The sequence below is a fragment of the Devosia chinhatensis genome, from assembly GCF_000969445.1.
In the GTDB taxonomy this organism is placed as follows: Bacteria; Pseudomonadota; Alphaproteobacteria; order Rhizobiales; family Devosiaceae; genus Devosia; species Devosia chinhatensis.
The window spans coordinates 1,146,946-1,172,993 of the sequence record NZ_JZEY01000061.1 but is presented as its reverse complement, the minus strand read 5'-3'; the positions used below and the strand labels follow the sequence as shown (position 1 = coordinate 1,172,993).

Genomic DNA, 26,048 nt, shown 5'->3' with positions numbered 1-26,048 from the left:
CTCAATTATGTATCATGACCCCGCCGCCTTTTCTGGTTCCCGACCCATGCGGCAGCGCATAGCCGTCATCGGAAGCGGCGTGTCCGGCCTGTCGGCCGCCTGGCTGTTGTCCAAGACCCATGACGTGGTGATCTACGAAGCCGAGGGCCGCGTCGGGGGTCATGCCAACACGATCGACATACCCGGAACGGGTCCGGTCGATACCGGCTTCATCGTTTACAACAATCGCAATTATCCCAATTTCGAAGCCATGCTCGCCCATCTGGGCGTCGAAAGCATCGCCACCGAAATGTCCTTTGCCGCCTCGCTCGACAATGGCGACTTCGAATATTGCGGCGAGGGTATCCTGGGCATGCTGGGCCAGCGCCGCAATGCGTTCCGCCCGCGCTTCTGGAGCCTCTTCCGCGATCTGCTGCGGTTTTACAACGAAGCGCCAAAGGTATTGAACCATCCGGACCTACGCGGATTGACGCTGGACGAATATCTGCGCCGAAACAATTATTCCCAGTCCTTCGTGGAAGGGCACCTTTTGCCCATGGCAGCGGCCATCTGGTCTTCCAAGGCAGAGGATATCCGTTCCTACCCGCTCTTTGCTTTCGTGCGGTTCTTCGAAAGCCATGGCCTGTTGCAATTGCGCGAGCGCCCCAACTGGCGCACGGTCAAGGGCGGCAGCCGCAGCTACGTACAGACGCTGCTGGGCGAATTTTCCGGTGACGTGCGGCTGTCCACCCCGGTCGCCCGCGTCGAGCGCGACCCCAAGGGCGTCACCGTGATCGACGCCAACGGTCATGCGGACCGCTTCGACAAGATCCTGATCGCCAGCCATGCCGACCAGGCGCTGGCCATGCTGGACCGCCCCGAGGCTCTGGAAGCCGAATTGCTGGGCGCGTTCGACTATACCGAGAACCTGGCCGTGGTGCACACGGACAAGAGCCTGATGCCGCGTCGCCGGCGCGTCTGGTGCTGCTGGAACTACATGTCCAACGGCAAGGAAGACGAGGAAATGCTCTGCGTCACCTATTGGATGAATGCGTTGCAGAGCCTCAAGGGCCAGGACATTTTCGTGACGCTCAATCCCAATCGCGATCCGGCGGGGGAAGTGGCGCGCTTTTCCTATACCCATCCCCTGTTCGACACCAAGGCGATCCATGCCCAGGAAAATCTCTGGCGCATACAGGGGATGAACAATACCTATTATGCCGGCGCCCATTTCGGCCGCGGTTTCCATGAAGACGGGCTGCAATCTGGCCTGGCTGCCGCCGAGGCCATGGGCTCGATCCCCCGTCCCTGGTCCGTGCCCAACCCCTCGGGCCGCATCACCCTCGCGCCGCTCGAAGCGCTGGTGGCATGAGCCTGAACTCGGCCATCTATGTGGGCCATGTGGTCCATCACCGGCACCGCCCGAAAAAGCACTTCCTGCGCTATCGGGTGTTCTCGCTGCTGATCGACATCGACGAGCTGGCCGAGCTCGATGGCCTGCGCTGGTTCGCGCATAACAAGCGCGCGCTCTTCAGCTTTCGCGACAGGGACCATGCCGATGGCGGGAACCTTCGGGATTGGGCGCGCGCGCAACTGGCGGCCGAGGGATTGCCGGCGCCAGGCCGCATTCGCATGCTGTGCTATCCGCGCATCCTGGGCTATGTCTTCAACCCGCTGACCGTATGGTATTGCGATGACGAGGACGGGACGCCGCTGGCCACGATCTACGAGGTGCACAACACCTTTCACGAGCGGCACACCTATGTGCTGCCGGTAGCGGCCGAAAAGCAGGAGGCGGACAAGGCCTTCTACGTGTCACCCTTCATCGACATGAACTGCCATTACGCGTTCAAGCTCAGTGCGCCCGGTAAATCGGTCCTCGTGTCGATCAACGAGACGCAGGACGGCGCGCCGCTGCTCTATGCGGCCTTTGCCGGCAAGCGTCGAGACCTGAGCGATGCCAATCTCATCAGACTGTTCTTCAGCCATCCCCTGATGACGCTCAAGGTGACCGCGGGCATCCATTGGGAAGCGCTCAAGCTCATCGCCAAAGGCATCCGGATCCGCTGGCACAGCGACCGCAAGAAGGCGGCGGCGGGCGAGCCCTGAAGTCCTCCCTGCCCCCGGAAAGGGAGCCCCACTCGTCAGACGGGGCCCTGCCCGACCTCTTGCGTCATCACCACTCGAAGTCGGGGCCGTTTTCGCGGGCGCCCATGAGGAAGACGTCGCTCATCAGGCGCAGTGGGGCGGCGTCCACATCGCTTTCATGGGCATCGAGCAGGTTGGCGAAGCGCTCATAGATGCCTGCATATTCGGCATCGCCATGCTCGAGGACGACCTCGTCATTGACGCGCAAGGTGCGGCCACCGCGCTCGAGCTTGACCGCATTGCCCTTGCCGGTGGTGAAGGCAATGGTCCAGATTTCCCCGCTTTCTTCGAGCCAGTTGAAGCCGCAGGACATTTCGGGGCGATGCGGCTGGCCGGACTTGAAGCCGATCTCGACGTCCACCGGGGTCTGTCGATTGGCCGGGAAGGTGAGCCTGGCGCTTTCCACGAAAACCGGAAAGGGCATGACCTTGGTGAAGATCGAAAAGGCGTTGATGCCGGGATCGCAGACCCCGAAGCCGCCCGGCTCCCAGACCCAGTCCTGGCCCGGATGCCATTTGCGCACGCTTTCGCGCCAGTCGATGCGGACCGATTGCACACCCTCCTCGGCCAGCAGCGCCTTGGTGCGGTCGACCGCGGCATTGTACTGGCTGTGCCAGGTCTGGAACAGCACGCGGTCGAGACGGGCGGCGTGGGCGATAAGGTCGTCGAGCTCGGAAATGGTGGTGGTGGGGGGCTTTTCCATCATCACGTCCTTGCCGGCATCGAGCGCCTCGCGGACATAGGTGTGGCGGATGCCCGGGGGGGTACAGATGGAGACAAGGCCGATCTCGGGCATGGCATCATAGAGCGCGGCGGGGGTCTTGAAGACCGGCACGTCGCCATGGCCGATGCCGCGGGTGGAGACCGTGGCGGCGAGCTCGAAGTCATCGGACGCGTCAATGACCGGCAGATGCTGGTCCTGTGCGATCTTGCCGACGCCGATGACGGCGATTTTACGCTTGGCCATGCCTAAACTCCCTCGAAGCGGTGCCGCTATAGAGCAGAGCCCGCCCCTTGCTGCCAAGATCAAGAATGCAGAAAAGTATGATTTTTATCCGGGCAAAGGACCGGACGCCGGCTCCCAGAGCTCGATGGGATTACCCTCCGGATCATGGATACGGGCAAAGCGCCCGGTTTCTGGGCTGTCCCATTCCTGCGGGCGGGTTTCGACGGCAATATCGGCGGCGCGCAACTGGCCGATCAGGGCATCGAGGTCGTCGACGCGCAGATTGATCATCCATTGCCGGTCGGCAGGGAAATAGTCGGTCTCTTCGCGAAAGGGCGCAAAGATGGTCGGGCCGGCAGCCTGGGACCAGAACTCGGCGATACCCAGATGGGTCTCGTACCAATGCGCCAGCGCCTTGGTGTCACGGGCGCGAAAGAAGAGGCCGCCGATCCCCAATGCCCTGGCCATGATGCCCTCCTGCTCTCCGGTGAGCAGGCTCGCGCCTTTGCGGGCAGGGAGTCAAGCGGGATCGGGGCGCTAGCGGATGAGGATGGCGCGGAAATCGTTGACATTGGTCCCGGTGGGGCCGGTGACGAAGAGATCGCCGATGGACGCGAAGGCGGAATAGGCGTCGTTGTTGGCAAGGGCGGCCTGCGGATCGATGCCAGCCTGACGCATGCGGCTGGCCGTGGTGCCGTCGACATGGGCGCCGGCATTGTCCTCGGAGCCGTCTATGCCGTCCGTATCGCCGGCAAGCGCGCTGACATTGGGCAGGCCATCGAGGGCGATGGCCAGGGAGAGCAGGAATTCGCCATTGCGTCCGCCCCGGCCGTTGCCCCGCAGGGTGACAGTGGTTTCGCCGCCGGACAAAAGCACGACGGGGCGGGTGAAGGGGCGATTGCGCTGGACGATTTCGCGCGCCAGAGCGGCATGGACCCGGGCGACGTCGCGGGCTTCTCCTTCGATGGCATCCGAGAGGATGGCCGCTTCGACGCCCTGGCTGCGGGCATAGCCAGCCGCCGCCTCGAGCGAGAGCGCGGCCGACGCAATGGTGACCACGCTGTTGCGCGCAAAGACCGGATCGGCGGCATCGGGCGGCAGATTGCCCTCGCCGGAAAGAAGCTGTGCGGCGGGCGCGGGCAGGTCCAGCCGGTAGAGCCCGGCGAGGCGCCGTGCTTCGGCCCTGCCCCCGGTCAGCGGCAGGGTGGGGCCCGAGGCGACGAGCGCCGGATCGTCGCCCGGCACATCGGAGACGACCAAGGTCGCAACGCGGGCGGGCGCGCAGGCCGCGGCCAGCCGACCGCCCTTGATGGTGGAGAACTGGCTGCGAATGAGGTTCATCACCCCGATCGGGGCGCCCGAGGCGAGCAATGCCCTGTTGATGTCCTGCTCGTCGGCCAGAGTGAGACCGGCGGCAGGCGCCGGCAGCAGCGAGGAGCCGCCGCCCGAGATCAGCGCGACGACGAGATCGTCGGCAGTCAGGCCGGAGACGAGCTGCATGAGGCGGCGGGCCGCTTCAGCGCCGGCCGCATCGGGCACCGGATGGGCAGCCTCGACGATTTCGATGCGTTCGCAGGGCTCGGCATAGCCGTAGCGGGTGACCACAAGGCCGCTCAGCGGGCCAGGCCAGGCCTTTTCGAAGGCGCGGGCCATCTGCGCGGACGCCTTGCCGGCGCCGATGACGATGGTGCGTCCGCGCGGCGGCTCAGGCAGGTGGCGCTCGACCGCCAGGGCCGGCTGGGCCTGGGCAACAGCCTCGTGAAAGAGCGTTTCGAGCAGGGAGCGGTCCATGGCGGGCTGTCCGGGCTGGCAGGAGAGACGCCGCTCTTGTGGCCAGCAAGACCTGTTTTGTCCAGACCTAACGCAGATGCGCCAAGGGCGCGACGCGCGATAAGCCTTGTCAAACACTCGACACATAGGTCCACTAGCTCGGCCCCACAGGAGTTTTCATGCCGCAAAGATTCGCCATTTACTACGCGCCGGACGTCAATGACGCCCTGTGGGACCGGGCGACGGTCTGGCTGGGACGGGATGCGGATACCGCTGCGCTCGTCGAGGGCGCCGTGGCCGGGCTGGAGCGGACGCGATTGCTCAACCTGACGCAATCGGCCGGCCGCTATGGCTTTCACGCCACCCTCAAGCCGCCTATGGCCCTTGCCGAAGGGCGAAGCGAGGAGCATTTGCGGGCCGCGCTCGAGGATTTTGCCCGCGTCACCAGGCCGGTGGCGCTGGGGCCGCTGACGATCGGGGATATCGACGGCTTCCTGGCGTTGATCCCGGATGGCGAAAACCCGGAACTGCAGGACCTGGCCGGACGGATCGTCGATCATTTCGAGCCGTTCCGCGCGCCGCTCGATCCGCGCAGCCGCGAGGCGCGGGCGCAAACGGGCCTCAGCCCCCGCCAGCTGGAACTGCTCGATGCCTATGGCTATCCCTATGTGCAGGACGAGTTCCGCTTTCACATGACGCTGACCGACCGGCTGGAGGGCGAGGACCGATCCGAGCTTTATGACAGCGCGCGCATCTGGTTCGGGCCGGTGCTCGAGACGCCGATGCACCTGGACCGGCTGGTGCTGTTCCACGAACCGGACAGCGGAAAGCCCTTCCGGCGCATCGCCGAATTTGCCTTCAAAGGATAGAATCGTGTCGCAAACCGTCTTCACCAATGCCCGGATCGTGCTCGCCGACGAGGTCGTGACGGGCAGCGTGAGCCTGGTCGATGGGCGCATCGCTGCCATCGATACCGGGCCGTCCCGCAGCGGCGAGGATTTCGATGGGGACTACCTGATCGCCGGGCTGGTCGAATTGCATACCGATCACCTCGAGAACCATTACCGGCCACGGCCAGGGGTGTTCTGGGACCCGATGGCGGCCCTGCATGCCCATGACGTGCAGATCGCCGGATCGGGCATTACCACCGTGTTCGACGCCGTGCGCATCGGTTCGGATGCCGACCTGCCCAACATGCTCGACCATGCCCGCCAGATGGTGGAGGCTGTGCGTAGCGGTGGCGCAGCGGGCTGGATGCGGGCCGAGCATTTCATCCATCTGCGCTGCGAATTGCCCAGCCATGACGTGGTGGAGCATTTCGAGACGCTGGCCGACCATCCCAAGACGCGGCTGGCTTCGGTGATGGACCATACGCCCGGCCAACGACAATTCCGCTCGCTGGACGATTACAAGCGTTTCTACGCCAAACAGATGGGCGGCACGGCAGAGCAATTGCAGGCCTTCATCGATGCGCGGCAAGCCGAGCACGAGCGCTATTCGGCAGCAAACCGGCAGGCCATCGTGGCACGGGCCCACGAGCTGGGCCTGGCCATTGCCAGCCATGACGACGCCACGCTCGCCCATGTCGAGGACGCCGAACGGGACGGCGTGGCCATTTCGGAGTTCCCGACGACGCTCGAGGCCGCATCGGCAGCCCATGATGCCGGCCTTGCCATCTTGATGGGGGCGCCCAATGTGGTGCGAGGCAAGTCTCATTCGGGCAATATCTCGGCCACGGACCTGGTGGCGGCAGGCCTGCTCGACATTCTCAGCTCCGATTATGTGCCCTTTGCGCTGTTGCAGGCGGCCTTCCTGTTGCCCAGCCGGGTCGAAGGCCTTGACCTCAGCCGGGCCTTGGCTACCGTGACGATGAATCCGGCCCGCGCCGCCGGACTCGATGACCGGGGCGAGATCGCCACCGGCAAGAGAGCCGATCTGGTCCGCGTCGCCGCCAATGCGCCGCTGCCGGCAGTGCGGTCCGTCTGGCGCGAAGGATTGCGGGTGAGTTGAGCGACAGGCCAGCGGGTGTATTGGTTCTGGTGATCGGCCCCTCGGGGGTCGGCAAGGACACGTTGATCGGCGGCGCGCGCAAGGCGCTGGATGGCGACAAGCGCTTCAGCTTTGTTCGCCGCCTCGTGACCCGTCCGGCCGATATCGACCTCGAAGATCATGTCAGCCTGGACCCCGACGAATTCGAACGGGCGCGCGCCGCCGGGCGCTTTGCCCTTACCTGGGAAGCCCATGGGCTGCATTATGCCCTGCCCATCGGGGTGGATACCGACCTGACCCTGGGGCGGGTGGTGATCGCCAATATATCGCGCCACGCCGTACCGGCGGCACTGGCAAAATATCCGCTCTGCCGGGTCGTGCAGGTTTCAGCCGAAATCTCGCTGCGTGCCGAGCGGCTGGCGCGTCGTGGCCGGGAAGGCCGTGACCAGATCGTGGCGCGGCTGGCGCGGGAAGGCGCGGCTTTGCCGGCCGATATCAGCCCCATTGTCATCGACAATTCCAGTTCGGTGGGCATCGGGGTCACCGCTTTCGTGATGAGCCTGCGCGCCATAGCCGAAGAATGAACAATTTCGCCCCTGATGCGTTGGCGTCACGAGGAACCAAAAGCGTCAGGAGTTTTCCTTGTCCCGTAACGGTCTTTTTGCCGTGATCGCCGTATTGGCCATCGCGGTCGTTGCTTTCGCCATCTACACCTATCAACAGGAACAGGCGCGCCCCGGCATCGAGGTTCGCGTGGACGACACGGGGATTTCGATCGATGGAAACGGCTGATCCCAACGGCACAATGCGTCGCCAGGCCATAGCCACCGCGCTGGCCGCCGAAATCGAACGGCAGGCGCAGACCGGCGCCTCGCGCATCGACGTGGAGGCTCTGGCCGAAGCGGTGGAGACCGCCCTCGACCCCACGCCACCCATTTCGGAAGGCAAGCGCCCGTCCGAGCTCAACGCCACCAATGACGGCTAGGCCGCCCCGGCGCTGCATTCAGTGGTTTGATGAGAAACTGACAAGCCGGTGGTCCTCCCACCGGCTTTTTCATGCGCTCTCGCCGCTCGCAAGTGCGTCGCGCACGGCCAGATGGGCCATTTCCACATTGGGGAAACGCTGCCCGTCTATAGCAAAGGCCGGGAGCTTGACCGCGAGGAACCGGAAGCCCCCGGCATCGGGCACGACAACACCCTGCGGCTCGCCGGCCACTTCGATCACGATGGGCCTGACACGTTCGGCCCTGTTCAGACTGTTTTCCTGCATTTGTGGAGTCTCCACTTGCGCGTCGGGTCATCGACGGCGCGCCTCCAGTTCGGAGGGCAGCACCTTGGCCAGCAACGCGGGTTCTATCGGGGTTTTGAGACGGGGATGTGACGGGTGGTCACATTCGTTTCGAGCGACAGGACCCTTGCCAGCGTTTGGCGCGATAATGGTGGAGTACTACGGTCGAACACACGGCATGGAGAGTGAAGGTCGTCGATGTCGTCATCGTCATTCCTTTCCTTGCGGTGTTGGACGGATCAGGGTTGGCCACACCTTTGGCGCAGCAAAAGCAAGATAGGCGAGCATTTGCGCTTTTGCCAGAGTGCGGCGATGCGTAAAGCGACGAAAAAGCGAAAAAGCCTGCTCCACTTTCGTCTACCCGCGATAATCTGACTTAGCAAGTCATATATCGCCGCCAGTATCTCGCTTGCGCGAAGGCGTGCAATCTGGTCTTGTTTTCGACCAATATAGCGTCCCCGCCGGCCTCGGCGGGTGGGAGGGGAAGAGTGTCCGACGAAGAGTTACCGCCCGCCACGCGCGGCAAGCGGGGCGCAAAGCCGTCCGGCAAACCCACACTCAAGACCATAGCCCAGATGACGGGACTGGCTGTCACCACCATCTCGCGGGCGCTCAACAACGCCCCCGAACTGGCCCAGGAAACCCGCGACCGCGTCCAGAAGATTGCCGCTGAAATCGGCTACCTGCCGGACCGGGCGGCCTTGCGCCTCAAGACCGGGCGCACCAATGTCATCACGCTGATCCTCGAGCCGGACGAGCAGATCTATGGCTTCGGCACCAACCTGGTGACAGGGATCACCGAAGCGCTGCGCGATACACCCTATCACCTGGTGATCACCCCCCTGTTCCGCAATGTGCCGCCGCTCGACCCCATCCGCCATATCGTGCGCAACCGCATGGCCGATGGGGTGATCTTCTCGAAGGCCGAGACCTATGACGAGCGCATCCGCTTCCTGCTCGACAACGATTTCCCCTTTGTCAGCCACGGCAGAAGCCTTTGGCCGGAGCCGCATGCCTATGTCGATTTCGACAATGACAGCTATGCCTATGGCGCGACGCGACACCTGGCTGCAAAGGGCTGCAAGAAGGTGTCGATTATCCTGCCCGACAGCGCGCTCACCTATACCGACCATCTGCGCAACGGCATCATCCGGGCTGCGGCGGAAGCGGGCATCGCCCATGAATTTGCCGCCGACGTCAATCTGGGCAGCCCCACCGACGCCATCCGCAATTACGTGATGAAGCGCACCAAGCGGGCCGATCCGCCCGATGGCTATGTGTGCGCGTCCGAAGTCTCGGCCCTGGCGGTGATCGGCGCGCTGACCGATGCCGGCAAGATCCTGGGCGAGAATGCCCATGTGGTGACCAAGCAGTCGACCTCGATGTTCATGCAGTTCCAGCCCAAGGCGGAAACCGTGCAGGAAGATTTCGCCGAGGCCGGCCGCAATCTGGGTTCGATCCTGCTGCGCCAGATCACCGGGGATACCGAGGGGCTGCACTACCTGGCCCAGCCCCACTTCGACTGGAAGGACTAGACGGCGACTTCAGCCCCCGGCCTCGAGTTCTTCCCGCAGCATTTCAAGCTCGAGCCATTGCTCCTCGGCGGCCGCCTTGCGGGCTTCCGCCGCTTCAAGTGCCTTGGACCGGGCCGCAAACCCGGTGGGGTCCTTGGTGTAGAAGGCCGGGTCCGCCAGCGCAGCATTGAGGGCGCGGATCTCGGCGTCGAGCTTGTCGATTTCCTTGGGCAGGGTTTCAAGGGCATGCTTGTCCTTGAAGCTCATCTTGCGCCTTGTGGCCGCGGGCGGCGCCGGCTCGGCCCTGGGCTTTTCGGCCTTCGCCGCCTTTTCGACGGTCCTGGCGGTGACACCCTGCCCGCGCTGGGCCACCATGTCGGAATAGCCGCCGGCATATTCGGTCCAGCGCCCGTCTCCCTCGGCCATGATCACCGAAGTGGCGACGCGGTCGAGGAAGTCGCGATCGTGGCTGACGACGACGACGGTCCCCGCATAGTCGGACACCATCTCCTCGAGAAGATCGAGCGTTTCGAGGTCGAGGTCGTTGGTGGGTTCGTCCAGCACCAGGAAATTGGAGGGCAGCGCCAAGGCGCGGGCCAGGGCGACGCGGGCCCGCTCGCCGCCCGAAAGCTTGCCGATGGGCGTATTGGCCTGCTCGGGCGTGAACAGGAAGTCCTGCATATAGCCCATGACGTGCTTCTGCTCGCCATTGATCTTGAGGGTGTCACTGCCGCCGCCCGTCAAGGCGTCGCGCAGGCGCGTCTCGGGTTCGAGCCGGGCCCGGCCCTGATCGAGCATGGCCAGCTCGATGGCCGCGCCGAGCTTGATCGTGCCGCTATCAGGGGCAAGCAGGCCGGTCAGCATCTTGATGAGCGTGGTCTTTCCGGCCCCGTTGGGCCCGACGATGCCGACGCGGTCGCCGCGCAGCACGCGGGTGGAAAATTCGCGCACTACGGTCCGCGCGCCGAAGCTCTTGGAGATGTTCTCGGCTTCCGCCACGAGCGCGCCGGAGGTCCGCCCTTCGCTGACCGCCAGGGTGACATTGCCGGTGACCTTGCGCTGGTCGCGCCGGTCCTGACGCAGATTGGCGAGCTTTTCCAGGCGCCCGACATTGCGCTTGCGCCGGGCGGTGACGCCGTATCGCAGCCAATGCTCCTCGCGCACGATCTGGCGATCGAGCTTATGGCGGTCCTTTTCCTCCTGTTCGAGCACCTCGTCGCGCCAGCTTTCGAAGGCGGAAAAGCCGCGTTCGATGCGGCGGGTGACGCCGCGGTCGAGCCAGACGGTGGAACGGGAGAGATCGGAAAGAAAGCGCCGGTCGTGGCTGATCAGCACCATGGCCGAGCGCATCTGGCTCAGTTCATCCTGCAGCCATTCGATGACCGGCAGGTCGAGATGGTTGGTGGGCTCGTCGAGCAGGAGCACGTCGGGCTGAGGCGCCAGCACCCGCGCCAAAGCGGCGCGGCGGCCCTCGCCGCCCGAGAGACTGGCCGGGTTTTCGTCGCCGGTGAGGCCCAGGGCATTGAGCAGGTATTGAGCGCGATAGGCATCGTCGCCAGGCGCCAGGCCCGCCTCTACATAGGCAAGCGTGGTGGCATAGGCGCTGAGGTCGGGCTCCTGGGGCAGGTAGCGGATGGTGGCGCTGGGTTCGGCGAAGCGCTTGCCGCCATCATGCTGGACCAGGCCAGCCGCGATCTTGAGGAGAGTGGATTTGCCCGAGCCATTGCGGCCGACCAGCGCGATGCGCTGGCCCGGCGAAACGATGAGCTCGGCAGCTTCGAGCAGGCGCGTCCCGCCAAAGGTGAGCTGGATATCCTGGAGCGTAAGAAGCGGTGGGGCGGCCATGATGTGTCCGGAAAGAATTGGCCCGGATAGAGCATAGCGGGCCATGCAGATCAATGATGGCCAGGAAAAAGGCCGGTCAGGACGTTGAGGATCCTGGCCGGCCCGGGGAGACGGCAGCAGCAAGCCCCGTCAGCTCCAGCGCGCCGACCCACAGGCCCCAAGGGGTCGCGAGCGCCATGGCCCCTAACAACCATTTTAAAAGTTGATTGTCAAACTCATATTTGACTCACGTGGTCAGATTTTGCGTCAGGCAGCCGTTATGGCGGCGATGCTTTCATTGACCGCGTCGGCTGTGGAAATGCCCAGTCGCTCGCGGATGGAGCGCTTCTTGCTGGCCAGATCGGCGATGGTGTGGCGGCTCAGCACCTCGAAGAACGCGCCCAAGGCCTCGCGCAGTGCGCCGTTGAGGTCGCATTCCCCGATCAGGGGACAATCGGCGCCGTCCTCGAAACACTCCGCCAGAGCGAAGTTCTCCTCGGTGAGGCGAATGGTGTCGAGCAAGGTGATCTGGTCAGCCGGCTTGCCCAGCTTGATGCCGCCATGGCGCCCGCGCACGGTCTGAAGCAGTCCGTTCTCGACGAGCGGCTTGATCAGCTTGAACAGGAACAGCTCGGAAATCCCATAAGCCCGGGCGATCTCGGCCACACGGCTCAACCCAGGTTCATTGACGGCGCAATAGACCAGCGTGCGGATGGCATAATTGGATTGGCGGGTCAGTCTCACGAGCAGGCATTCCTTGACGAAAGCGCCGAATGGCAGGGTTCGGTGAATGTGCCGCAACTTATAACCATTCTAAAAAATGTCAATTAATCCTGAAACACGATGTCATGATTTTTGGGCGCGAGAGGTGCTGGACAAGGGTTTATGTTCTCGTTAGGAATTTAATTGGTGGAGGGTTCCTTAGGTGGATAAAACCGTAACGCGTGCAATGCTTTCGCAGCGGGTGGCGGAGACGACCGATCACGCTCGGCCAGATGTCGACGCGCTTGCCCGGCAGATGTTCGACCTGATCGGCGAGGCGCTCAAGGGTGGGGAAACCGTCAAAATGACGGGGTTCGGCACCTTGCAGGTCCGCTCGCGGGCCGAACGGCTTGGCCGCAATCCGCGCACGGGAGAGACCTATACGATCGTACCGCGCCAGACCGTTATCTTCGTGCCGGGCGGCAAATTGCGCGAGGCGCTCGACATTGCAGCGCAGAAGGCCGAAGCGGGCAAGGCAGGCGACGCTAAAAATACCGGTTGAAGAGCGTCAGCTCGGCGGCGCCGATGGCGGGTGCCAGGCCCCCATAGACCCCGATCTGTACGGGGGGCACTTCGAAATCGATGACCGGCAGCGCGCCCAGTTCGGCCTCGACGCGGCGCGCCAGCTTTTGGGTCCATTCCGGATCGAGCACGCTGTCAATGATAACCAGAGGGGCCTCGACCAGGGTGGTGGCATTGAAAATGGTGCGCGCCAGCGCCCTGGCGCTGTCACCCAGCCAATTGTCGGCTTCCTCTTGAATATCGGGCCAGTCCCATTGGGAGACGGGAATGTTGCCCGGACCCTTCCCGATGGCCTTTAGCCTGTCGGCAAGGGCGGAGACCGAGGCGACCGAATAGACCTGACGCAGGCCCCCTGCATCCAGCTGCACCAGCATCATGCCCAGATTGGCGGCATTGCCGGTCGTCCCGTGCCAGAGCGCCCCATCACCGACCACCCCGGCCGCCACGTAATGGGAGACGAGAAAATAGAGCACATTGGCGGGGCGCGGCTTGGGGAGGGCGATCAGCTCTGCCCAGCAGGCTGCGTTGCCGTCATTGAAGAGCGAGACATCCAGGGCCGTGCGCTGACGCAATTCTGCCGCGACATCGACATTGCGCCAGGGGTCGGACTGGGCGGAGGACCACCCCACCCTGTCGAGCTGGTCGGCCATGCCCCCGGGCAGGGCCACGCCGAGGTCATAGAGGCGTTCTGCACCTTCGGCGGGGAGAGAGGCGCGCAATTCCGCGACGAAACGCGCGATCTCGTCGAAAATGCTGGTGGCGTCGGGATAGGCAAAGTCGATGCGGCGATGCTCCAGCACCTGGGCGTGCATGTTGAGCAGCAAGACGTCGAGATGGGTCCATCCGAGCTCGACGCCAATGGCAAAACCACCATCGCGCTTGAGCAGGATAGGCGTAGCGGGCTGGCCCCGCTTGCCGCGCAAGGCCTGCCCACGCTCAATGAGGCCATCGCGTTCGAGGCCGGACAGAATGGCCGAGACGGTCTGTGGCGCAAGGCCGGAAATGCGCGCTATCTCGGCATTGGAGACGCCGGAATTGAAGCCGACGACCATAAGCACGGTCTTTTCGTTGGCTCGTCGCAGGCCTTCATGCCGTATGGCCCGCCCACCGGCATCGAAAATATCACGTGTGGAACGGGGTGGCTTGGACATGGCGCGGACCCGGATCAGCGGCGCGCCAGATGCGCGCCGTCCTCTTTGCGTCGAGTTGAGAAGGCTTTGCCGCGACAAAAGCCGCGACCGAAAGGCGCAGCATCATGGCAAAGCCTTGGCGATGCGCCAAGCCCCTAACAGGACTGAAGAAGTTCGTCCCGATCAGGCACCTGCGGCGGTCAGCTCCCGCTCGATTTCCTCGGGCAGGGTCAGCCGCACGCCCTTGGCGAGGCTCCTGACCTGTTCCACCGAGGTTGCCGAGGCGATGGGCGCGCTGACACCCTTCTGCGCCACCAGCCAGGCAAGGGCGATCTCGGCCGGGCTGGCCTCGAGCGCGTCTGCCGCCTTGTCCAATGCGGCCAGCAGGCGCTGCCCCTTGTCATCGAGATAATGGGACAGGCCACCACCGCGCGGCGACTGGCCGAGATCGGCGCTGGAGCGATATTTGCCGGTGAGGAACCCGGAGGCGAGGCTGTAATAGACGATGGCGCCCACCTCATTCTCGAGCAGGTAGGGGCGCAGAGCATCGAACTCGGCACGATCGTACAGATTGTAGCGCGGCTGGGTCACTTCATAGCGCTGCAGGGTCTTGACGATGGCAGTCTGCTGAGCCGCCTGCATCATCTCAGTGGTGAAGTTGGACGCCCCGATCGTGCGCACCTTGCCGGCCCGGATCAACGTGTCATAGGCGGCCAGGGTTTCTTCATGATCCGTGTCCGGATCTGGCCAATGGCTGAAATAGAGGTCGATGTAATCGGTCTGGAGGCGCGCCAGCGACGCTTCGACACCCGCCTTGATGGCATCGGCCTTGAGCCCGCCGGGCTGCTTGGCCGAGTTGACCTTGGTGAAGATGTGGACGCTTTCGCGATTGCCACGGGCCTTGAGCCATTTGCCGATGATGGTCTCGCTCATGCCGGGCGGATTGCCGGGCACCCAGTTCGGATAGCCCTCGGCGGTATCGATGGCGGTGAAGCCGGCTTCGACATAGGCGTCGAGAATGTCGAAGCCCCTGGCCTCGTCCACGGTCCAGCCGAACACATTGCCGCCCAATACGAGCGGCTCGATCACCAGTTCACTGCGTCCCAGGGGGCGGCGGTTCATCATGTTCTCCTTGATCGGTTTCGGCCTCAACGTCCGGGGGGCCATTTCGTTCTGCGGCAGGGGACCTGGGCGCGCACCAGTAGAGCGCCTCGCCGATCGCCTTGAAGGAGCCCTTGAGGTCGATATAGGCAAAGCCGGCTTCCGGATCGTCTTCATGACGCAGGTAAACGAAGGTGCCCTGCTGCAGCCGCTCGAACAGGCCGCCATCGGGGTCGAGCAGACGCGCCCCATAGGGCGACGGCGCCTCAATCGTATCGAAAGAGCGGTCCTCCCGGTCCAGCGTCATCTGCCAGCGCCCGGCCACGCCCATTGCGCGGGTGGAATGGATGTGGATACCCGGGGTGAAATCATCCTCGCAGCGCACGGCCAGGCAGGTGAAGCGGCCCGGCTCGGCGGCGCGATCACAGCCCAGGCTTGCCCGATCGCCCTCGCCGGGCAGGGGCGAATAGTGCCAGCCAGGCGTCTGGGCCGAGGCGGGCGGCGCCAGAAGCAGGGCGGCGATCAGCGCCGCGGCTCGATGAGATCCCATTTGTTTCCATAAAGATCGGCGAAAACGGCGACCCTGCCATAGGGCTCGTCACGCGGCGTCTCGAGAAAACGGACGCCGGCGGCCAGATAGCGCGCATGATCGGTGGCAAAGTCATCGGTTTCGAGAAAGAGCATGACGCGGCCGCCGGCCTGATTGCCGATGGCCTGGTGCTGGGACGGACCAACGGCGCGGGCCAGCAGCAATCGTGCTCCCCGCCCCGATGACGGACCAACGCAGACCCAGCGCTTGCCACCGCCCAGATCGCTGTCCTCGAACAGCACGAAGCCCAGGACATCGCGATAAAAGGCGATGGCCTCATCATAATCGGCAACGACAAGGGCGACGGTGGCGATGGCTTGACGCATGGGCCCATGACATGCGCCGCGACCGCGTCCCGGTCAAGCCAGAGCGGGCGAACTGATTTGCAAAAAACCGTCCATACTTGTGGATAGGCATTAGGCAGGTCAGTAAATTGACCAAATGGTCAGCGAATATCGTTGCGCTCCTTTTCAATCTAGGCTTTTGTGTGGCCCAAGCCTCCGGCGCCTCGGCGCTGAGAAGGCGTTTGTCAAGGAACGGGAGACTATCCATGCACTCATCACTGACCCGCATCGCGGCGGTTCTTATCGCCTCCACGATGCTCGCCGGTGTTGCGAATGCCGAAACGATCCGCTGGGCGCGCTCTTCGGATGCGCTGACTCTGGATCCGCATTCGCAGAACCAGGGCAATACCCACACGCTCGCCCACCACATCTATGAAACCCTGGTCGGCCGCGACAATGACGGCAACCTGACCCCGCGCCTGGCCACCGAATGGGCCCTCAAGGACGGCGATGACACCGTCTGGGTGTTCAAGCTGCGCGAAGGCGTGAAATTCCACGACGGCGCCGACTTCACCGCCGAGGACGTGGTCTATTCCATGACCCGCGCCAAGAGCGAATTTTCCAACATGCGGCAGCTGCATGCCGAAGTGGAATCGGTCACTGCAGTCGACGACTACACCGTCGAGTTCAAGATGGTCGGCCCCTCGCTGATCTACCCGAACAACCTCACCAACACCTTCATCATGGACAAGACCTGGTCGGAAGCCAACGACCTGGACGTGGTGCAGGACTTTGCCAGCGGCGCGTCGAACTATTCGGTTCTCAACACCAATGGCACCGGCCCTTACACGTTGGTTTCGCGCGAGCCGGACGTGCGCACCGTGCTGGCCTATAACGAAGGCTGGTGGGGCGAGCAGCCGGAAGTCACCGATATCGAATATATCGTGATCGCCGATGCCGGCACCCGCGTCTCGGCACTGCTCTCGGGCGAAATCGACATCGTCCAGGACGTGCCGCCGCAGGATATCGAGCGCCTCTCCAATACCGAAGGCTTCAAGGTCGAGACCGGCCCGGAAAACCGCTTCATCTATTTCGGCTACAAGTTCGGCGATGAGCCGCTGAAGTCGTCCAACATCACCGACAGCAACCCGTTCAACAACCCGCTGGTGCGCGAGGCCATGGAACTGGTGCTCGATCGCGATGCGATCCAGCAGGTGGTGATGCGCGGCCAGTCGATCCCGACCGGCATTCCCAACCCGCCCTTCGTCAATGGCTGGACCGAAGAACTCGACGCCTACCCGGCTCCCGATGTGGAACGCGCCCGCGAGCTGATGGCCGAAGCCGGCTATGCCGATGGCTTTACCGTCACCCTCGACACGCCGAACAACCGCTATGTCAACGACGAGGCGATCTCGACCGCCTATGTGGGCATGCTCGGCCAGATCGGCATCCAGGTTACCCTGGCTTCGCGTCCCGTCGCCGAACACTCGCCGCTGATCCTGGCGAGCGACACCGACTTCTACCTCCTGGGCTGGGGCGTGCCGACCTTCGACAGCGCCTATGTCTTCAACGACCTGATCCACACCAAGGAAACCGGTGAAGACGCCGAACTGGGCGGCTACAATGTCGGCATGTACTCGAACCCCGAACTGGACGAGATGATCGTCTCGCTCGGCGTCGAGAGCGACGAAACCGTCCGCAACCAGACCATTGCCGACATCTGGGAAGTGGTGAAGGCCGACCGCGTGCTGCTGCCGGTGCACAACCAGGTGCTCGCCTATGCCATGCGTGATGGCGTGACGCTGCCGGTCCAGCCGGAAAACCAGCCGAACATGACCACGGTCACCTTCGAGTAAAGCCTATCCATCCCGAGCCGCCGCGTGGAGTCACGTCTCCCGCGGCGGCTCTCATTTGAGGGGGCGCCATGCTCGCCTTTATTGCCCGGCGGCTCTTGCAGTCCGTCCTCGTCATGCTTGTGGTGGCGTTCATCGCCTTCCTGGTGTTCCGCTATGTCGGCGATCCGCTCGCCGCCTTGATGAGCCAGGAAGCGCGCCAGGCCGATTTCGACGCGGCGCGCCAGCGTCTCGGCCTCGACCAGCCCTTCTACATCCAGTTCTTCACCTTCGTGGGCAACGCGCTCCAGGGCGAATTCGGCATTTCCTATCGCCTGCAGCAGCCGGTGAGCCAGCTGATCCTCGACCGCCTGCCGGCCACGATCGAGCTTGCCTTCGCCTCCTCCATCATCGCCCTGATCGGCGGCGTGGTCTTGGGCATCTACACCGCCCTGCGCCAGCGCGCCTTCTCCACCGGCGTGATCATGACCCTGTCGCTGGTGGGCGTCTCGCTGCCTACATTCCTCATTGGTATCGGTCTGATCTATGTCTTTGCCGTCGAGCTGAAATGGCTCCCCTCCTTCGGGCGCGGCGAAGTGGTGGCGCTGGGCTGGTGGCGCACGGGGCTTCTCACCCAGTCGGGCCTGCGCTCGCTGATCCTGCCCGCCATCACGCTCTCGCTGTTCCAGCTGACGCTGATCATGCGCCTCGTGCGCGCGGAAATGCTGGAGGTGATGCGCACCGACTATATCCGCTTCGCCAAGGCCCGCGGCCTCAGCAAGCGGGCGATCAATTTCGGCCATGCGCTCAAGAACACCATGGTGCCGGTGATCACCATTACCGGGTTGCAGCTCGGCTCGGTCATCGCCTTCGCCATCATCACCGAGACGGTGTTCCAGTGGCCGGGCGTCGGCTCGCTGTTCGTCAATTCCGTCGCCGTGGTCGACGTTCCGGTGATGGCCGCCTATCTCGTCTTCGTGGCGCTGATCTTCGTGGTCATCAACCTCATCGTGGACATCCTCTATTTCATCGTCGATCCGCGCCTGCGCGACGGCGCCAGAACCGGGAGATAAGATCTTGACGGATCTGCCCCATTCCCCAGAGCAGCCGGTGCCGGCTGCCAAGACCTCGCGCTGGAAGCTCTTCTGGACTTCCGACGTCATGTGGTCCTATCGGCATTCGCCAGTCGCCATCGTCGCCTCCATCGTGGCGACGGTGCTTATCCTCATGGCGGTGCTGGCGCCGCTGATCGCGCCCTATAATCCGTTCAACCCGGCGACGCTCAATCTCATGGACGGGTTCACCCCGCCCAATTCGAACTCGATGTCGGGCAAGTATTTCGCGCTGGGCACCGATAGCCAAGGGCGCGACGTGCTCTCGACCATCATGTATGGCTCGCGCGTGTCGCTGTTCGTGGGCCTGATGGCAACGCTCTTCGCCATGCTGATGGGTGTCAGCCTGGGCCTGGTTGCCGGCTATGTCGGCGGTCTGGTCGATGCCATCATCATGCGCGTTACCGACGTTCAGCTCTCGTTCCCGGCCATTCTCATCGCGCTTTTGATCTTCGGGGTGGCGCGCGGCATCATTCCGCCCAACCAGCAGGAAGGCGCAGCCATCTGGGTGCTGATCATCGCCATTGGCCTCGCCAACTGGGCGCAGTTCGCCCGTACCGTGCGTGGCGCAACCATGGTGGAGCGGCAGAAGGACTACGTGGCGGCGGCCCGGCTGATGGGCGTCAATCCGTTCATCATCCTGTTGCGCCACGTCCTGCCCAACGTCGTCGGTCCGGTGCTGGTGATCGGCACGATCGGGTTGGCCCTGGCCATCATCGAGGAAGCCACGCTTTCCTATCTGGGCGTCGGCGTGCCGCCCACCCAGCCCTCGCTCGGAACGCTGATCCGCATCGGCCAGCAATTCCTGTTCTCCGGCGAATGGTGGATCCTGCTGTTCCCGGCCATCACCCTTGTCCTGCTCGCCTTGTCGGTCAACCTCCTGGGTGACTGGCTGCGCGATGCCCTCAACCCGAAGTTGCGCTGATGACCGAGCCCGTTCTTTCCATCAGGGACCTCGTCGTCGAGTTCCCCTTCCGCGATGACGTGTTCACTGCCGTCAACGGCGTCTCCTTCGACATCATGCCCGGCGAAGTGGTCGGCGTGGTGGGCGAGTCGGGTGCCGGAAAGTCGATGACCGGTTCAGCCGTCATCGGCCTCATCGAGCGGCCCGGCCATATCGCTGCCGGCGAAATCCGGCTCAAGGGCGAGCGCATCGACAACCTGCCCGAGGAGCAGAAGGCCAAGCTGCGCGGCAAGCGCATCGGCATGGTGTTCCAGGATCCCCTGACCAGCCTCAACCCGCTCTATACGGTGGGCCAGCAGCTGATCGAAACGATCCGCACGCACCTGCCGCTATCGGAAGCCGAAGCGCGCCAGAAGGCCATCGACCTGCTCTCGGAAGCCGGCATTCCCAAGGCCGCCGAGCGCATCAATTCCTATCCGCACCAGTTTTCGGGCGGCATGCGGCAACGCGTGGTGATTGCTCTGGCCATCGCCGCCGAACCGGAACTGATCATCGCCGACGAGCCGACTTCGGCGCTCGACGTGTCGGTGCAGGCCCAGATCATCAAGGTGCTCAAGAAGCTCTGCGCCAATCATGGCGCCGCCGTCATGCTCATCACGCACGACATGGGCGTGATCGCCCAGACCGCGGATCGCATGGTGGTGATGCACCAGGGCAAGGTGGTGGAAACCGGCACGGTTGGCGACATCATCCGCCGGCCGCGCGAGCCCTATACGATCAAGCTCATCGATTCCATTCCGACCATCAAACGCCAGGACGACGCCCCGGCCGCGCCGGAAGCAGCCAACGATGCCGGCGCCTATGTGCAGGTGCGCAACCTGGTGCGGGATTTCGAGATCGGCGGGGGCAGCTTCACCAAGCTGCTGCCGGGAAAAACCGAACTGTTCCGGGCCGTAAACGATGTGAGCTTCTCCATTCCAAAGGGCGAAACTTTCGGTCTCGTGGGGGAATCGGGTTCGGGCAAATCCACCTGCGCCAAGATGATTGTGGGCCTGTTGCGTCCGACCTCGGGCAATATCCTGGTGGACGGGCACGATATCTGGGCCGGCGGGGAAGGCCACAAGGAGCGTCGCAAGCGCGTCCAGATGATCTTCCAGGACCCTTATGCCAGCCTCAATCCGCGCTGGCGCGTTGCCGATATCATCGCCGAACCCATGCGCACGCTGGGCATTGCCCGCAATCGGCGCGAAGTGGACGACCGGGTTGCCGAATTGCTGCGCCGCGTGCGGCTCGACCCCTCGGTCATGCGCAAGTTCCCGCATGAATTCTCCGGCGGCCAGCGCCAGCGCATCGCCATCGCGCGGGCATTGTCGAGCCAGCCCGAATTCATCGTCTGCGACGAGCCCACTTCGGCTCTCGACGTTTCGGTGCAGGCGCAGGTGCTGGAACTGATGAGCGAATTGCAGGCCGAATTCGGCCTCACCTATCTGCTGATCAGCCATAACCTGGCCGTGGTGCGGCAGATGTCCACTGCCGTGGGCGTGCTGCATAATGGCGTGCTGGTGGAAAATGGCCCAACCGACGCCATCTTCGACAATCCGCAGGCGGACTATACCCGCATGCTGCTCGATGCCGTGCCGGACATTTCCAAAGTGGCGTAAAGCGCCCTTGGCCCTCTCCCAAGGGAGGGGGCCTTACCCGACAATCGGACGCTGCCCCCTCTCTAAAGCCGTTAGCCCGCTAAGGGCGTGCCCGGCCCGCGAACCGACCGGCCTTACCCTCCTTGCAAAACCTCTACGCGCCGGCCTTCCCTGCCGGAGCGGATCAGCGCGTCGATCAGGCGGTGCACATTAAGCGCCGTGTGCCCGGTCGAGCGCGGCGGGCGCCCTTGGTGGACGGCCAGGATAAAATCCTCGATCTGGGCCTGGTGCCAGTCAAAGGGGAATGCCATGGGGTCGGCGCCGCCGCCGCCCAGGCTCGCTTCGCCGATGGTTTCGCTGCGGCCATCCATCCAGTTGAGCGTCAGGTTGCCGCCGGTCAACGTGGCGGACGCCCGTTCGAAATTGAGGGTCAGGCTTTCCGGGCCGCCGGGAAAATTGGCGGTGGTGGCCATGAGCCCGCCGACGGCGCCATTGGCGAATTCCATGCCGCCGGCGACGAAGTCCTCGGTTTCCATGCGGTGCAATCCGGTCGTCGCCGAAAGGGCGGTCACGGCCCTGACAGGTCCCGTCAGACTGAGCATCAGATCGAGCGAGTGGATGGCCTGGGTGATGAGCACGCCGCCACCATCCTGGGCGAAGGTGCCACGTCCGGGCTTGTCGTAGTAGGCCTCCTGGGACCGCCACCACGGCACGAGCAGCTGCGCGGCATGAAGCGGGCCCAAGGTCCCGCCGGCCACCTTTTCAGCCAGAGCCATGGATGCCGCGCGAAACCGATGCTGGAAGATGATGCCGAGCGTGACACCGGCCGCATCGCAAATCCCGACAATGCGTTCGGCCGCCTCGACGCTCCGCTCCACCGGCTTTTCCATGAGCACATGCTTGCCGGCGGCGGCCGCAGCGGCGACCAAGGGCTCGCGCGCATTGGGCGGCGTGATGATGAGGATGGCCTCGACTGCGGGATCGGCCAGCAAAGCTTCGTAGCTCCGGGCGGCAGGCAGATCATATTCGGAGCAGAAGCGCTCCAGTTCCTGCCTGTCGCGACGCCAGACGCCCCGGACGTCGACCTTGTCGCGCAGCGCCTTGAGCGCCAGCGCGTGCGGCTTGGCGCCCATCCCGGCACCCACCACACCGATCCCGAAACGTGCCTGTTCATTCCCCATTCAGCCCGAGCCTCCTCTGCCTTTATCGCGCCACGATCGCGGCGCTCAGTGCCCCTCAGGGGCATTATAGGGGACTATCATGAAATTGGTGGGTGTTGTTGCGGCGTTGCTGGTCGCTATCGGCATTTCGCTCGGCGGCTGGTTCATCGGAACGGCGCTGGTCGAGAGCCGGCAACCCTTGCGCACGGTGACGGTCAAGGGCCTGTCCGAACGCGCCGTACAGGCTGATCTGGGATTCTGGCCGATCCGGTTCGTCGCCACCGGGCCGACACTGCAGGCCGCACGCACCAGCCTTGAGGCTTCGGAAGCCTCGGTGCGCGGCTTCCTGGGCGATCGCGGCTTCGCCGAGGGCGAAATCCAGGTGCAGAACGTGCTCGTGGAGGACCGGGCGGCCGGATACAATGCCGGTTCGACCCCGGACGAATACCGCTTCGTGCTGACCGAGGACATGCTGGTGACGACGGATAAGGTCACCGAACTGGCCGATGCCAGCCGCTCGGTCGCGGATCTTCTGCGCCAGGGCGTGGTGTTCTCCTCGGACAGCTACAGCGCCGGCGCCTCGTTCGTCTTCACCAATATCAATGACCTCAAGAGCGAAATGCTGACCGAGGCCACCACCCGCGCCAAGGAAACCGCCGCGCAGTTCGCCACCGAATCCGGCGCGCAGGTGGGCGATATCCAGACCGCCAACCAAGGCGTGTTCGAGGTATTGCCGGCTGTCGAAATTCCCAATGACCGGCCGGAAAAGCAGATCGACAAGAAGGTGCGCGTGGTCACAACGATCACCTATTTCCTCGTCGACTGAACCTTTGTTGAGCCGGCCTCTCAGCCGACCTGCCGCCAGGACTGCCCGGCAAGGAATGTCGAGAATGCGTTCGGGCTCATCGGGCGGGCCAGGGCATAGCCCTGAAGAATATCGCAGCCCAGATCGGCCAGGATTCTGGCATGCTCCATGGTTTCGACCCCCTCGGCGACGATCTCGATATCCATGGATTTGCCGATATCGACGATGGAGGCCACGAGCTGGCGCTGAGCCGGCTCTTCGAGAATGGGCAGGACCAATTGCCGGTCGATCTTGAGGCGGCGGGGATGGAGTTTCTGCAGCGATACGATCGAGGCATAGCCGGTGCCGAAGTCGTCGATCTCGACATCGATGCCCAGATCCTTGATCTGCTCGATATTCCAGGCCACGAGGCCGTCACTTTCATCCAGATAGATCGACTCCACCAGCTCGAAGGCGAGCCGGCCCGGTGGCAGATCCAGATCGCGCAGGCTGCCGACGAGACCCTCGTCGTGCAGGCGTCGCAAAGAGACGTTGACCGAGACACGCGGGACGACGAGCCCATTGCGCTCCCAGCCGCGCAAGTCATGGAGCGCCCGGTCGAGCACGATGCGGTCGATCTGGGCCATGACGTTGAGTTCTTCGGCAACGGCCATGAAGGTATCGGGGCCCTTGAGGCTGCCCGAGGGGTGCTGCCAGCGGACCAGCGCTTCGACGCCCGCCAGATCCAGGCTCTGGGCATGGAACTGGGGCTGGTAATGATTGACGAAGGCGTCGGTATCGAGCGCCTGCAGGACCTCGTCGGCGACGCGCTTGGTGTTGACCACTTCGGACTGAAGCGCGGCCGAGAAGAATTCGTGGCGGTTCCGGCCCCTGCCCTTGGCCCGGTAGAGGGCGATATCGGCATTGATCAGCAATTGCTTGACGTCAATGCGCGCATCCCGGCTGACGGCGACCCCGATGCTGACGCCGAAGCGACATTCGTGCCCGTCATGCAGGGCCGGCTTGCGCATTTCACGCACGATGCGCTCGGCCATCTGGTGCAGTCTTCCATCATTGTCGCCGGCGCTGGAGACGATGACGAATTCGTCGCCGCCGATGCGAGCGATGAAATCGGTCTCATGGCAATTGGCGCGCAGCACATTGGCGGTGTGGACGAGCATGGCATCGCCGGCGGCATGGCCGAGCGTATCGTTGATCTGCTTGAACCGGTCGAGGTCCATGTGCAGCAGCGCAATCGAGCCGGAGCCGAGATAGCCATTGAGCGCGTGTCGGGAAAGCGTTTCATCGAGGAATCGACGATTGGGCAGGCCTGTGAGGCTGTCGTGCAGGGCGTTGTGCTCGATGCGGCTGCGCGCCAGCTCGAGCTCGGCTGCCCGGGCCTCGGCCTGGCTCTTGGCGAGGCGCAGATCCTGATTGAGCAGCACGTCAGCCGTCACGTCCCAATTGACGCCGATGACCTTGTCGGGCTGGTCGGGCTCGGAGAAACGGGCGGCGATCGAGCGGACGTGTCGCACTTCGCCGCTGGGCAGGACGATGCGGTAATCGCTTTCGTAACGGCCCACGGCGATCTGCTCGCGGAAGTCCTGTTCGGCACGCTCGCGGTCTTCGGGATGCACGGCGTTGCGCCAATGAGCGTGGCTGCGCAACGTGCTGTCCTGGGGCAGGCCATAGAGCTGGCTGGTGCGGTCGTCCCAGTTTTCGACGCCACTGAGCAGATCGAGTTCCCACACGCCCACCTTGGAGACATCGAGCGCCAGATTGAGCCGGCGGGTCAGGCGCGCCAGATCGGTTTCACGGGCGCGCAGCTGGCGGATGTAATCATGCCGCTGGCCGACCATGCGGGCTGTGAGGGCGATGGGAAAGAGGATCAGCGCGCCGGCCAGGATCATGATGCCGCGCATGGCCCAGATGCCCGACGGATCCGGCAACCAGCCGCCGGAGGGAATGGCCGAGATTTCCCAGGTGCCAGAGGGCAGGATCACCTCGGCGGTGACAGGATTGCGGTCACGGATATCGGGCCCGAAGAAACGCTCGCCGCTTCCGCCCAGGCCATCGTGGCCAGTTATGGAGATGTGGAGGTCAAGCTCCGGATCGGTCAGCCCGCTATCGGCATAGAGGCGATCGACATCGACCACGGCGGAGACCACCCCCCAGAAGCGGCGATCCGGCCCCTCCCCGACATGGACCGGAAAGCGACCGACGAAGCCCTGGCCGCCCTGGACCAGGTCCACGGGGCCGGCAATGTTAAGCCGGTCGGTCAGCATCACCTTTTCCACGGCCGGCCATTGTGCGGGCATCTTGCGATAATCGAGGCCGATAGCTGCCTGGTTGCCTTCGAGGGGATAGGTCATGCGAATGACCAGATCGGGCGCCGCGGCAACGGAGCGCAATTGGCTGTCCTCCTCGAACAGGCGGCGCGCCAGGGCATCGTAGCGGGCCTGGTCCATGTTCGGCTCGGTGCTGATGGTGGCCACAAGGCCCTTCACCAATTGCACATTGCCCGAAATATTGCCTTCGAGCTTGGCGCGGATGACCGAAATCTTGGCGAATGTATCGGCGCGCAGCCGGCTTTCGGCCAGTTGCACATTCTGCCGATCAAGCAGGATGAATGACACGAGGATGATGCCAAGTGCCACCAGGACGGGCACGAGCATGGTGCGCCGCCAATCCCCGCGATGTGTGTCGTCGCCAGCCCTGATCATCAAGACGCCTGTTCAATGCAGCGTTCTTTTCACCCTTGCACAGTCTA

General features: G+C 63.9%; 26 protein-coding genes. 14 read left to right on the top strand and 12 right to left on the bottom strand.

Features of this window, described 5'->3' with window-relative positions; translation table 11 throughout:
* Positions 1-46: 46 nt before the first annotated feature.
* Entirely contained in the window at positions 47-1,351 is a 1,305-nt protein-coding gene (locus VE26_RS16110) for an NAD(P)/FAD-dependent oxidoreductase (RefSeq protein ID WP_244465719.1), read from the top strand.
* The gene (locus VE26_RS16105; protein WP_046106121.1) at positions 1,348-2,088 is read left to right on the top strand and encodes a DUF1365 domain-containing protein; all 741 of its coding nucleotides are present in this window, start codon (positions 1,348-1,350) and stop codon (positions 2,086-2,088) included. The genes VE26_RS16110 and VE26_RS16105 overlap by 4 nt, the downstream gene beginning before the upstream one ends.
* 67 nt (positions 2,089-2,155) lie before the next feature.
* Here VE26_RS16105 and VE26_RS16100 read toward each other — a convergent pair whose 3' ends face one another.
* The 3 genes from VE26_RS16100 to VE26_RS16090 all read right to left on the bottom strand — a co-directional run bounded on the left by VE26_RS16100 (position 2,156) and on the right by VE26_RS16090 (position 4,864).
* The gene (locus tag VE26_RS16100; protein ID WP_046106120.1) at positions 2,156-3,094 is read right to left on the bottom strand and encodes a Gfo/Idh/MocA family protein; all 939 of its coding nucleotides are present in this window, start codon (positions 3,092-3,094) and stop codon (positions 2,156-2,158) included.
* Positions 3,095-3,178: 84 nt separating this feature from the next.
* Positions 3,179-3,541: a VOC family protein gene (locus VE26_RS16095; protein ID WP_046106119.1), complete on the bottom strand. Its 363-nt coding sequence runs from the start codon at positions 3,539-3,541 to the stop codon at positions 3,179-3,181.
* A 69-nt stretch (positions 3,542-3,610) separates the two neighbouring features.
* Positions 3,611-4,864, bottom strand: a complete 1,254-nt coding sequence (locus VE26_RS16090; protein ID WP_046106118.1) for a glycerate kinase type-2 family protein — start codon at positions 4,862-4,864, stop codon at positions 3,611-3,613.
* A gap of 158 nt (positions 4,865-5,022) precedes the next feature.
* Here VE26_RS16090 and VE26_RS16085 point away from each other — a divergent pair, with 158 nt between their 5' ends.
* From VE26_RS16085 to VE26_RS16065, 5 genes are read left to right on the top strand one after another with little or no spacing between them, the layout of a single operon-like run.
* The gene (locus VE26_RS16085; RefSeq protein WP_046106117.1) at positions 5,023-5,712 is read left to right on the top strand and encodes a DUF1045 domain-containing protein; all 690 of its coding nucleotides are present in this window, start codon (positions 5,023-5,025) and stop codon (positions 5,710-5,712) included.
* 1 nt (position 5,713) lies between these two features.
* A complete protein-coding gene (locus VE26_RS16080; RefSeq protein WP_152658902.1) occupies positions 5,714-6,853 on the top strand; it encodes an alpha-D-ribose 1-methylphosphonate 5-triphosphate diphosphatase in 1,140 nt (379 codons plus the stop codon).
* A complete protein-coding gene (phnN, locus tag VE26_RS16075) occupies positions 6,850-7,416 on the top strand; it encodes a phosphonate metabolism protein/1,5-bisphosphokinase (PRPP-forming) PhnN (RefSeq protein ID WP_160297860.1) in 567 nt (188 codons plus the stop codon). The genes VE26_RS16080 and phnN overlap by 4 nt, the downstream gene beginning before the upstream one ends.
* A gap of 58 nt (positions 7,417-7,474) precedes the next feature.
* Entirely contained in the window at positions 7,475-7,624 is a 150-nt protein-coding gene (locus tag VE26_RS18270; protein WP_046106114.1) for a hypothetical protein, read from the top strand.
* Positions 7,611-7,817, top strand: a complete 207-nt coding sequence (locus VE26_RS16065) for a hypothetical protein (RefSeq protein ID WP_046106113.1) — start codon at positions 7,611-7,613, stop codon at positions 7,815-7,817. The genes VE26_RS18270 and VE26_RS16065 overlap by 14 nt, the downstream gene beginning before the upstream one ends.
* A gap of 69 nt (positions 7,818-7,886) precedes the next feature.
* Here the strand turns inward: VE26_RS16065 and VE26_RS16060 are convergent, their stop codons facing one another.
* Positions 7,887-8,102 carry a hypothetical protein gene (locus VE26_RS16060; RefSeq protein WP_046106112.1) on the bottom strand — a complete coding sequence of 72 codons (216 nt, stop codon included), beginning with the start codon at positions 8,100-8,102 and terminating at the stop codon, positions 7,887-7,889.
* A 506-nt stretch (positions 8,103-8,608) separates the two neighbouring features.
* Here VE26_RS16060 and VE26_RS16055 point away from each other — a divergent pair.
* Positions 8,609-9,655 (top strand): LacI family transcriptional regulator, encoded by a 1,047-nt coding sequence (locus VE26_RS16055; RefSeq protein ID WP_046106111.1) that lies wholly within the window; start codon positions 8,609-8,611, stop codon positions 9,653-9,655.
* Positions 9,656-9,664: 9 nt separating this feature from the next.
* Here the strand turns inward: VE26_RS16055 and VE26_RS16050 are convergent, their stop codons facing one another.
* Together VE26_RS16050 and rirA are read right to left on the bottom strand one after the other, a co-directional pair.
* Positions 9,665-11,479 (bottom strand): ABC-F family ATP-binding cassette domain-containing protein, encoded by a 1,815-nt coding sequence (locus VE26_RS16050; RefSeq protein WP_046106467.1) that lies wholly within the window; start codon positions 11,477-11,479, stop codon positions 9,665-9,667.
* A gap of 246 nt (positions 11,480-11,725) precedes the next feature.
* Positions 11,726-12,202: an iron-responsive transcriptional regulator RirA gene (gene rirA, locus VE26_RS16045; protein WP_046106466.1), complete on the bottom strand. Its 477-nt coding sequence runs from the start codon at positions 12,200-12,202 to the stop codon at positions 11,726-11,728.
* A 181-nt stretch (positions 12,203-12,383) separates the two neighbouring features.
* On the opposite strand from rirA, the gene VE26_RS16040 reads away from it, so the two are divergent.
* Positions 12,384-12,722: an HU family DNA-binding protein gene (locus VE26_RS16040; RefSeq protein WP_280136897.1), complete on the top strand. Its 339-nt coding sequence runs from the start codon at positions 12,384-12,386 to the stop codon at positions 12,720-12,722.
* On the opposite strand, the gene VE26_RS16035 is transcribed toward VE26_RS16040, so the two are convergent.
* The 4 genes from VE26_RS16035 to VE26_RS16020 all read right to left on the bottom strand — a co-directional run bounded on the left by VE26_RS16035 (position 12,706) and on the right by VE26_RS16020 (position 15,888).
* Positions 12,706-13,893, bottom strand: a complete 1,188-nt coding sequence (locus tag VE26_RS16035) for an ROK family transcriptional regulator (protein WP_046106109.1) — start codon at positions 13,891-13,893, stop codon at positions 12,706-12,708. The genes VE26_RS16040 and VE26_RS16035 overlap by 17 nt on opposite strands.
* 162 nt (positions 13,894-14,055) lie before the next feature.
* Positions 14,056-14,994 (bottom strand): aldo/keto reductase, encoded by a 939-nt coding sequence (locus tag VE26_RS16030; RefSeq protein ID WP_046106108.1) that lies wholly within the window; start codon positions 14,992-14,994, stop codon positions 14,056-14,058.
* Complete coding sequence (locus tag VE26_RS16025; protein WP_046106107.1) at positions 14,966-15,523, bottom strand: hypothetical protein; 558 nt, start codon at positions 15,521-15,523, stop codon at positions 14,966-14,968. The genes VE26_RS16030 and VE26_RS16025 overlap by 29 nt, the downstream gene beginning before the upstream one ends.
* Positions 15,496-15,888 carry a VOC family protein gene (locus VE26_RS16020; protein WP_046106106.1) on the bottom strand — a complete coding sequence of 131 codons (393 nt, stop codon included), beginning with the start codon at positions 15,886-15,888 and terminating at the stop codon, positions 15,496-15,498. Before VE26_RS16020 ends, VE26_RS16025 begins: the two co-directional genes overlap by 28 nt.
* 224 nt (positions 15,889-16,112) lie before the next feature.
* Between VE26_RS16020 and VE26_RS16015 the strand changes: the two genes are divergently transcribed.
* The 4 genes from VE26_RS16015 (at position 16,113) to VE26_RS16000 (ending at position 21,355) form a co-directional block, all read left to right on the top strand.
* The gene (locus tag VE26_RS16015) at positions 16,113-17,702 is read left to right on the top strand and encodes an ABC transporter substrate-binding protein (protein ID WP_046106105.1); all 1,590 of its coding nucleotides are present in this window, start codon (positions 16,113-16,115) and stop codon (positions 17,700-17,702) included.
* A 68-nt stretch (positions 17,703-17,770) separates the two neighbouring features.
* Positions 17,771-18,751 carry an ABC transporter permease gene (locus VE26_RS16010; RefSeq protein ID WP_046106104.1) on the top strand — a complete coding sequence of 327 codons (981 nt, stop codon included), beginning with the start codon at positions 17,771-17,773 and terminating at the stop codon, positions 18,749-18,751.
* 13 nt (positions 18,752-18,764) lie between these two features.
* Entirely contained in the window at positions 18,765-19,715 is a 951-nt protein-coding gene (locus VE26_RS16005) for an ABC transporter permease (protein ID WP_425283880.1), read from the top strand.
* Positions 19,715-21,355 carry an ABC transporter ATP-binding protein gene (locus tag VE26_RS16000; protein ID WP_046106102.1) on the top strand — a complete coding sequence of 547 codons (1,641 nt, stop codon included), beginning with the start codon at positions 19,715-19,717 and terminating at the stop codon, positions 21,353-21,355. Before VE26_RS16005 ends, VE26_RS16000 begins: the two co-directional genes overlap by 1 nt.
* A 113-nt stretch (positions 21,356-21,468) precedes the next feature.
* Here the strand turns inward: VE26_RS16000 and VE26_RS15995 are convergent, their stop codons facing one another.
* On the bottom strand, positions 21,469-22,515 hold the full coding sequence (locus tag VE26_RS15995; protein ID WP_046106101.1) for a Gfo/Idh/MocA family protein: 1,047 nt from the start codon (positions 22,513-22,515) through the stop codon (positions 21,469-21,471).
* A 79-nt stretch (positions 22,516-22,594) separates the two neighbouring features.
* On the opposite strand from VE26_RS15995, the gene VE26_RS15990 reads away from it, so the two are divergent.
* Positions 22,595-23,320, top strand: a complete 726-nt coding sequence (locus VE26_RS15990) for an SIMPL domain-containing protein (RefSeq protein ID WP_046106100.1) — start codon at positions 22,595-22,597, stop codon at positions 23,318-23,320.
* Between the two features lie 20 nt (positions 23,321-23,340).
* On the opposite strand, the gene VE26_RS15985 is transcribed toward VE26_RS15990, so the two are convergent.
* Complete coding sequence (locus VE26_RS15985) at positions 23,341-26,001, bottom strand: bifunctional diguanylate cyclase/phosphodiesterase (protein ID WP_200897258.1); 2,661 nt, start codon at positions 25,999-26,001, stop codon at positions 23,341-23,343.
* Between the last annotated feature and the right edge of the window lie 47 nt (positions 26,002-26,048).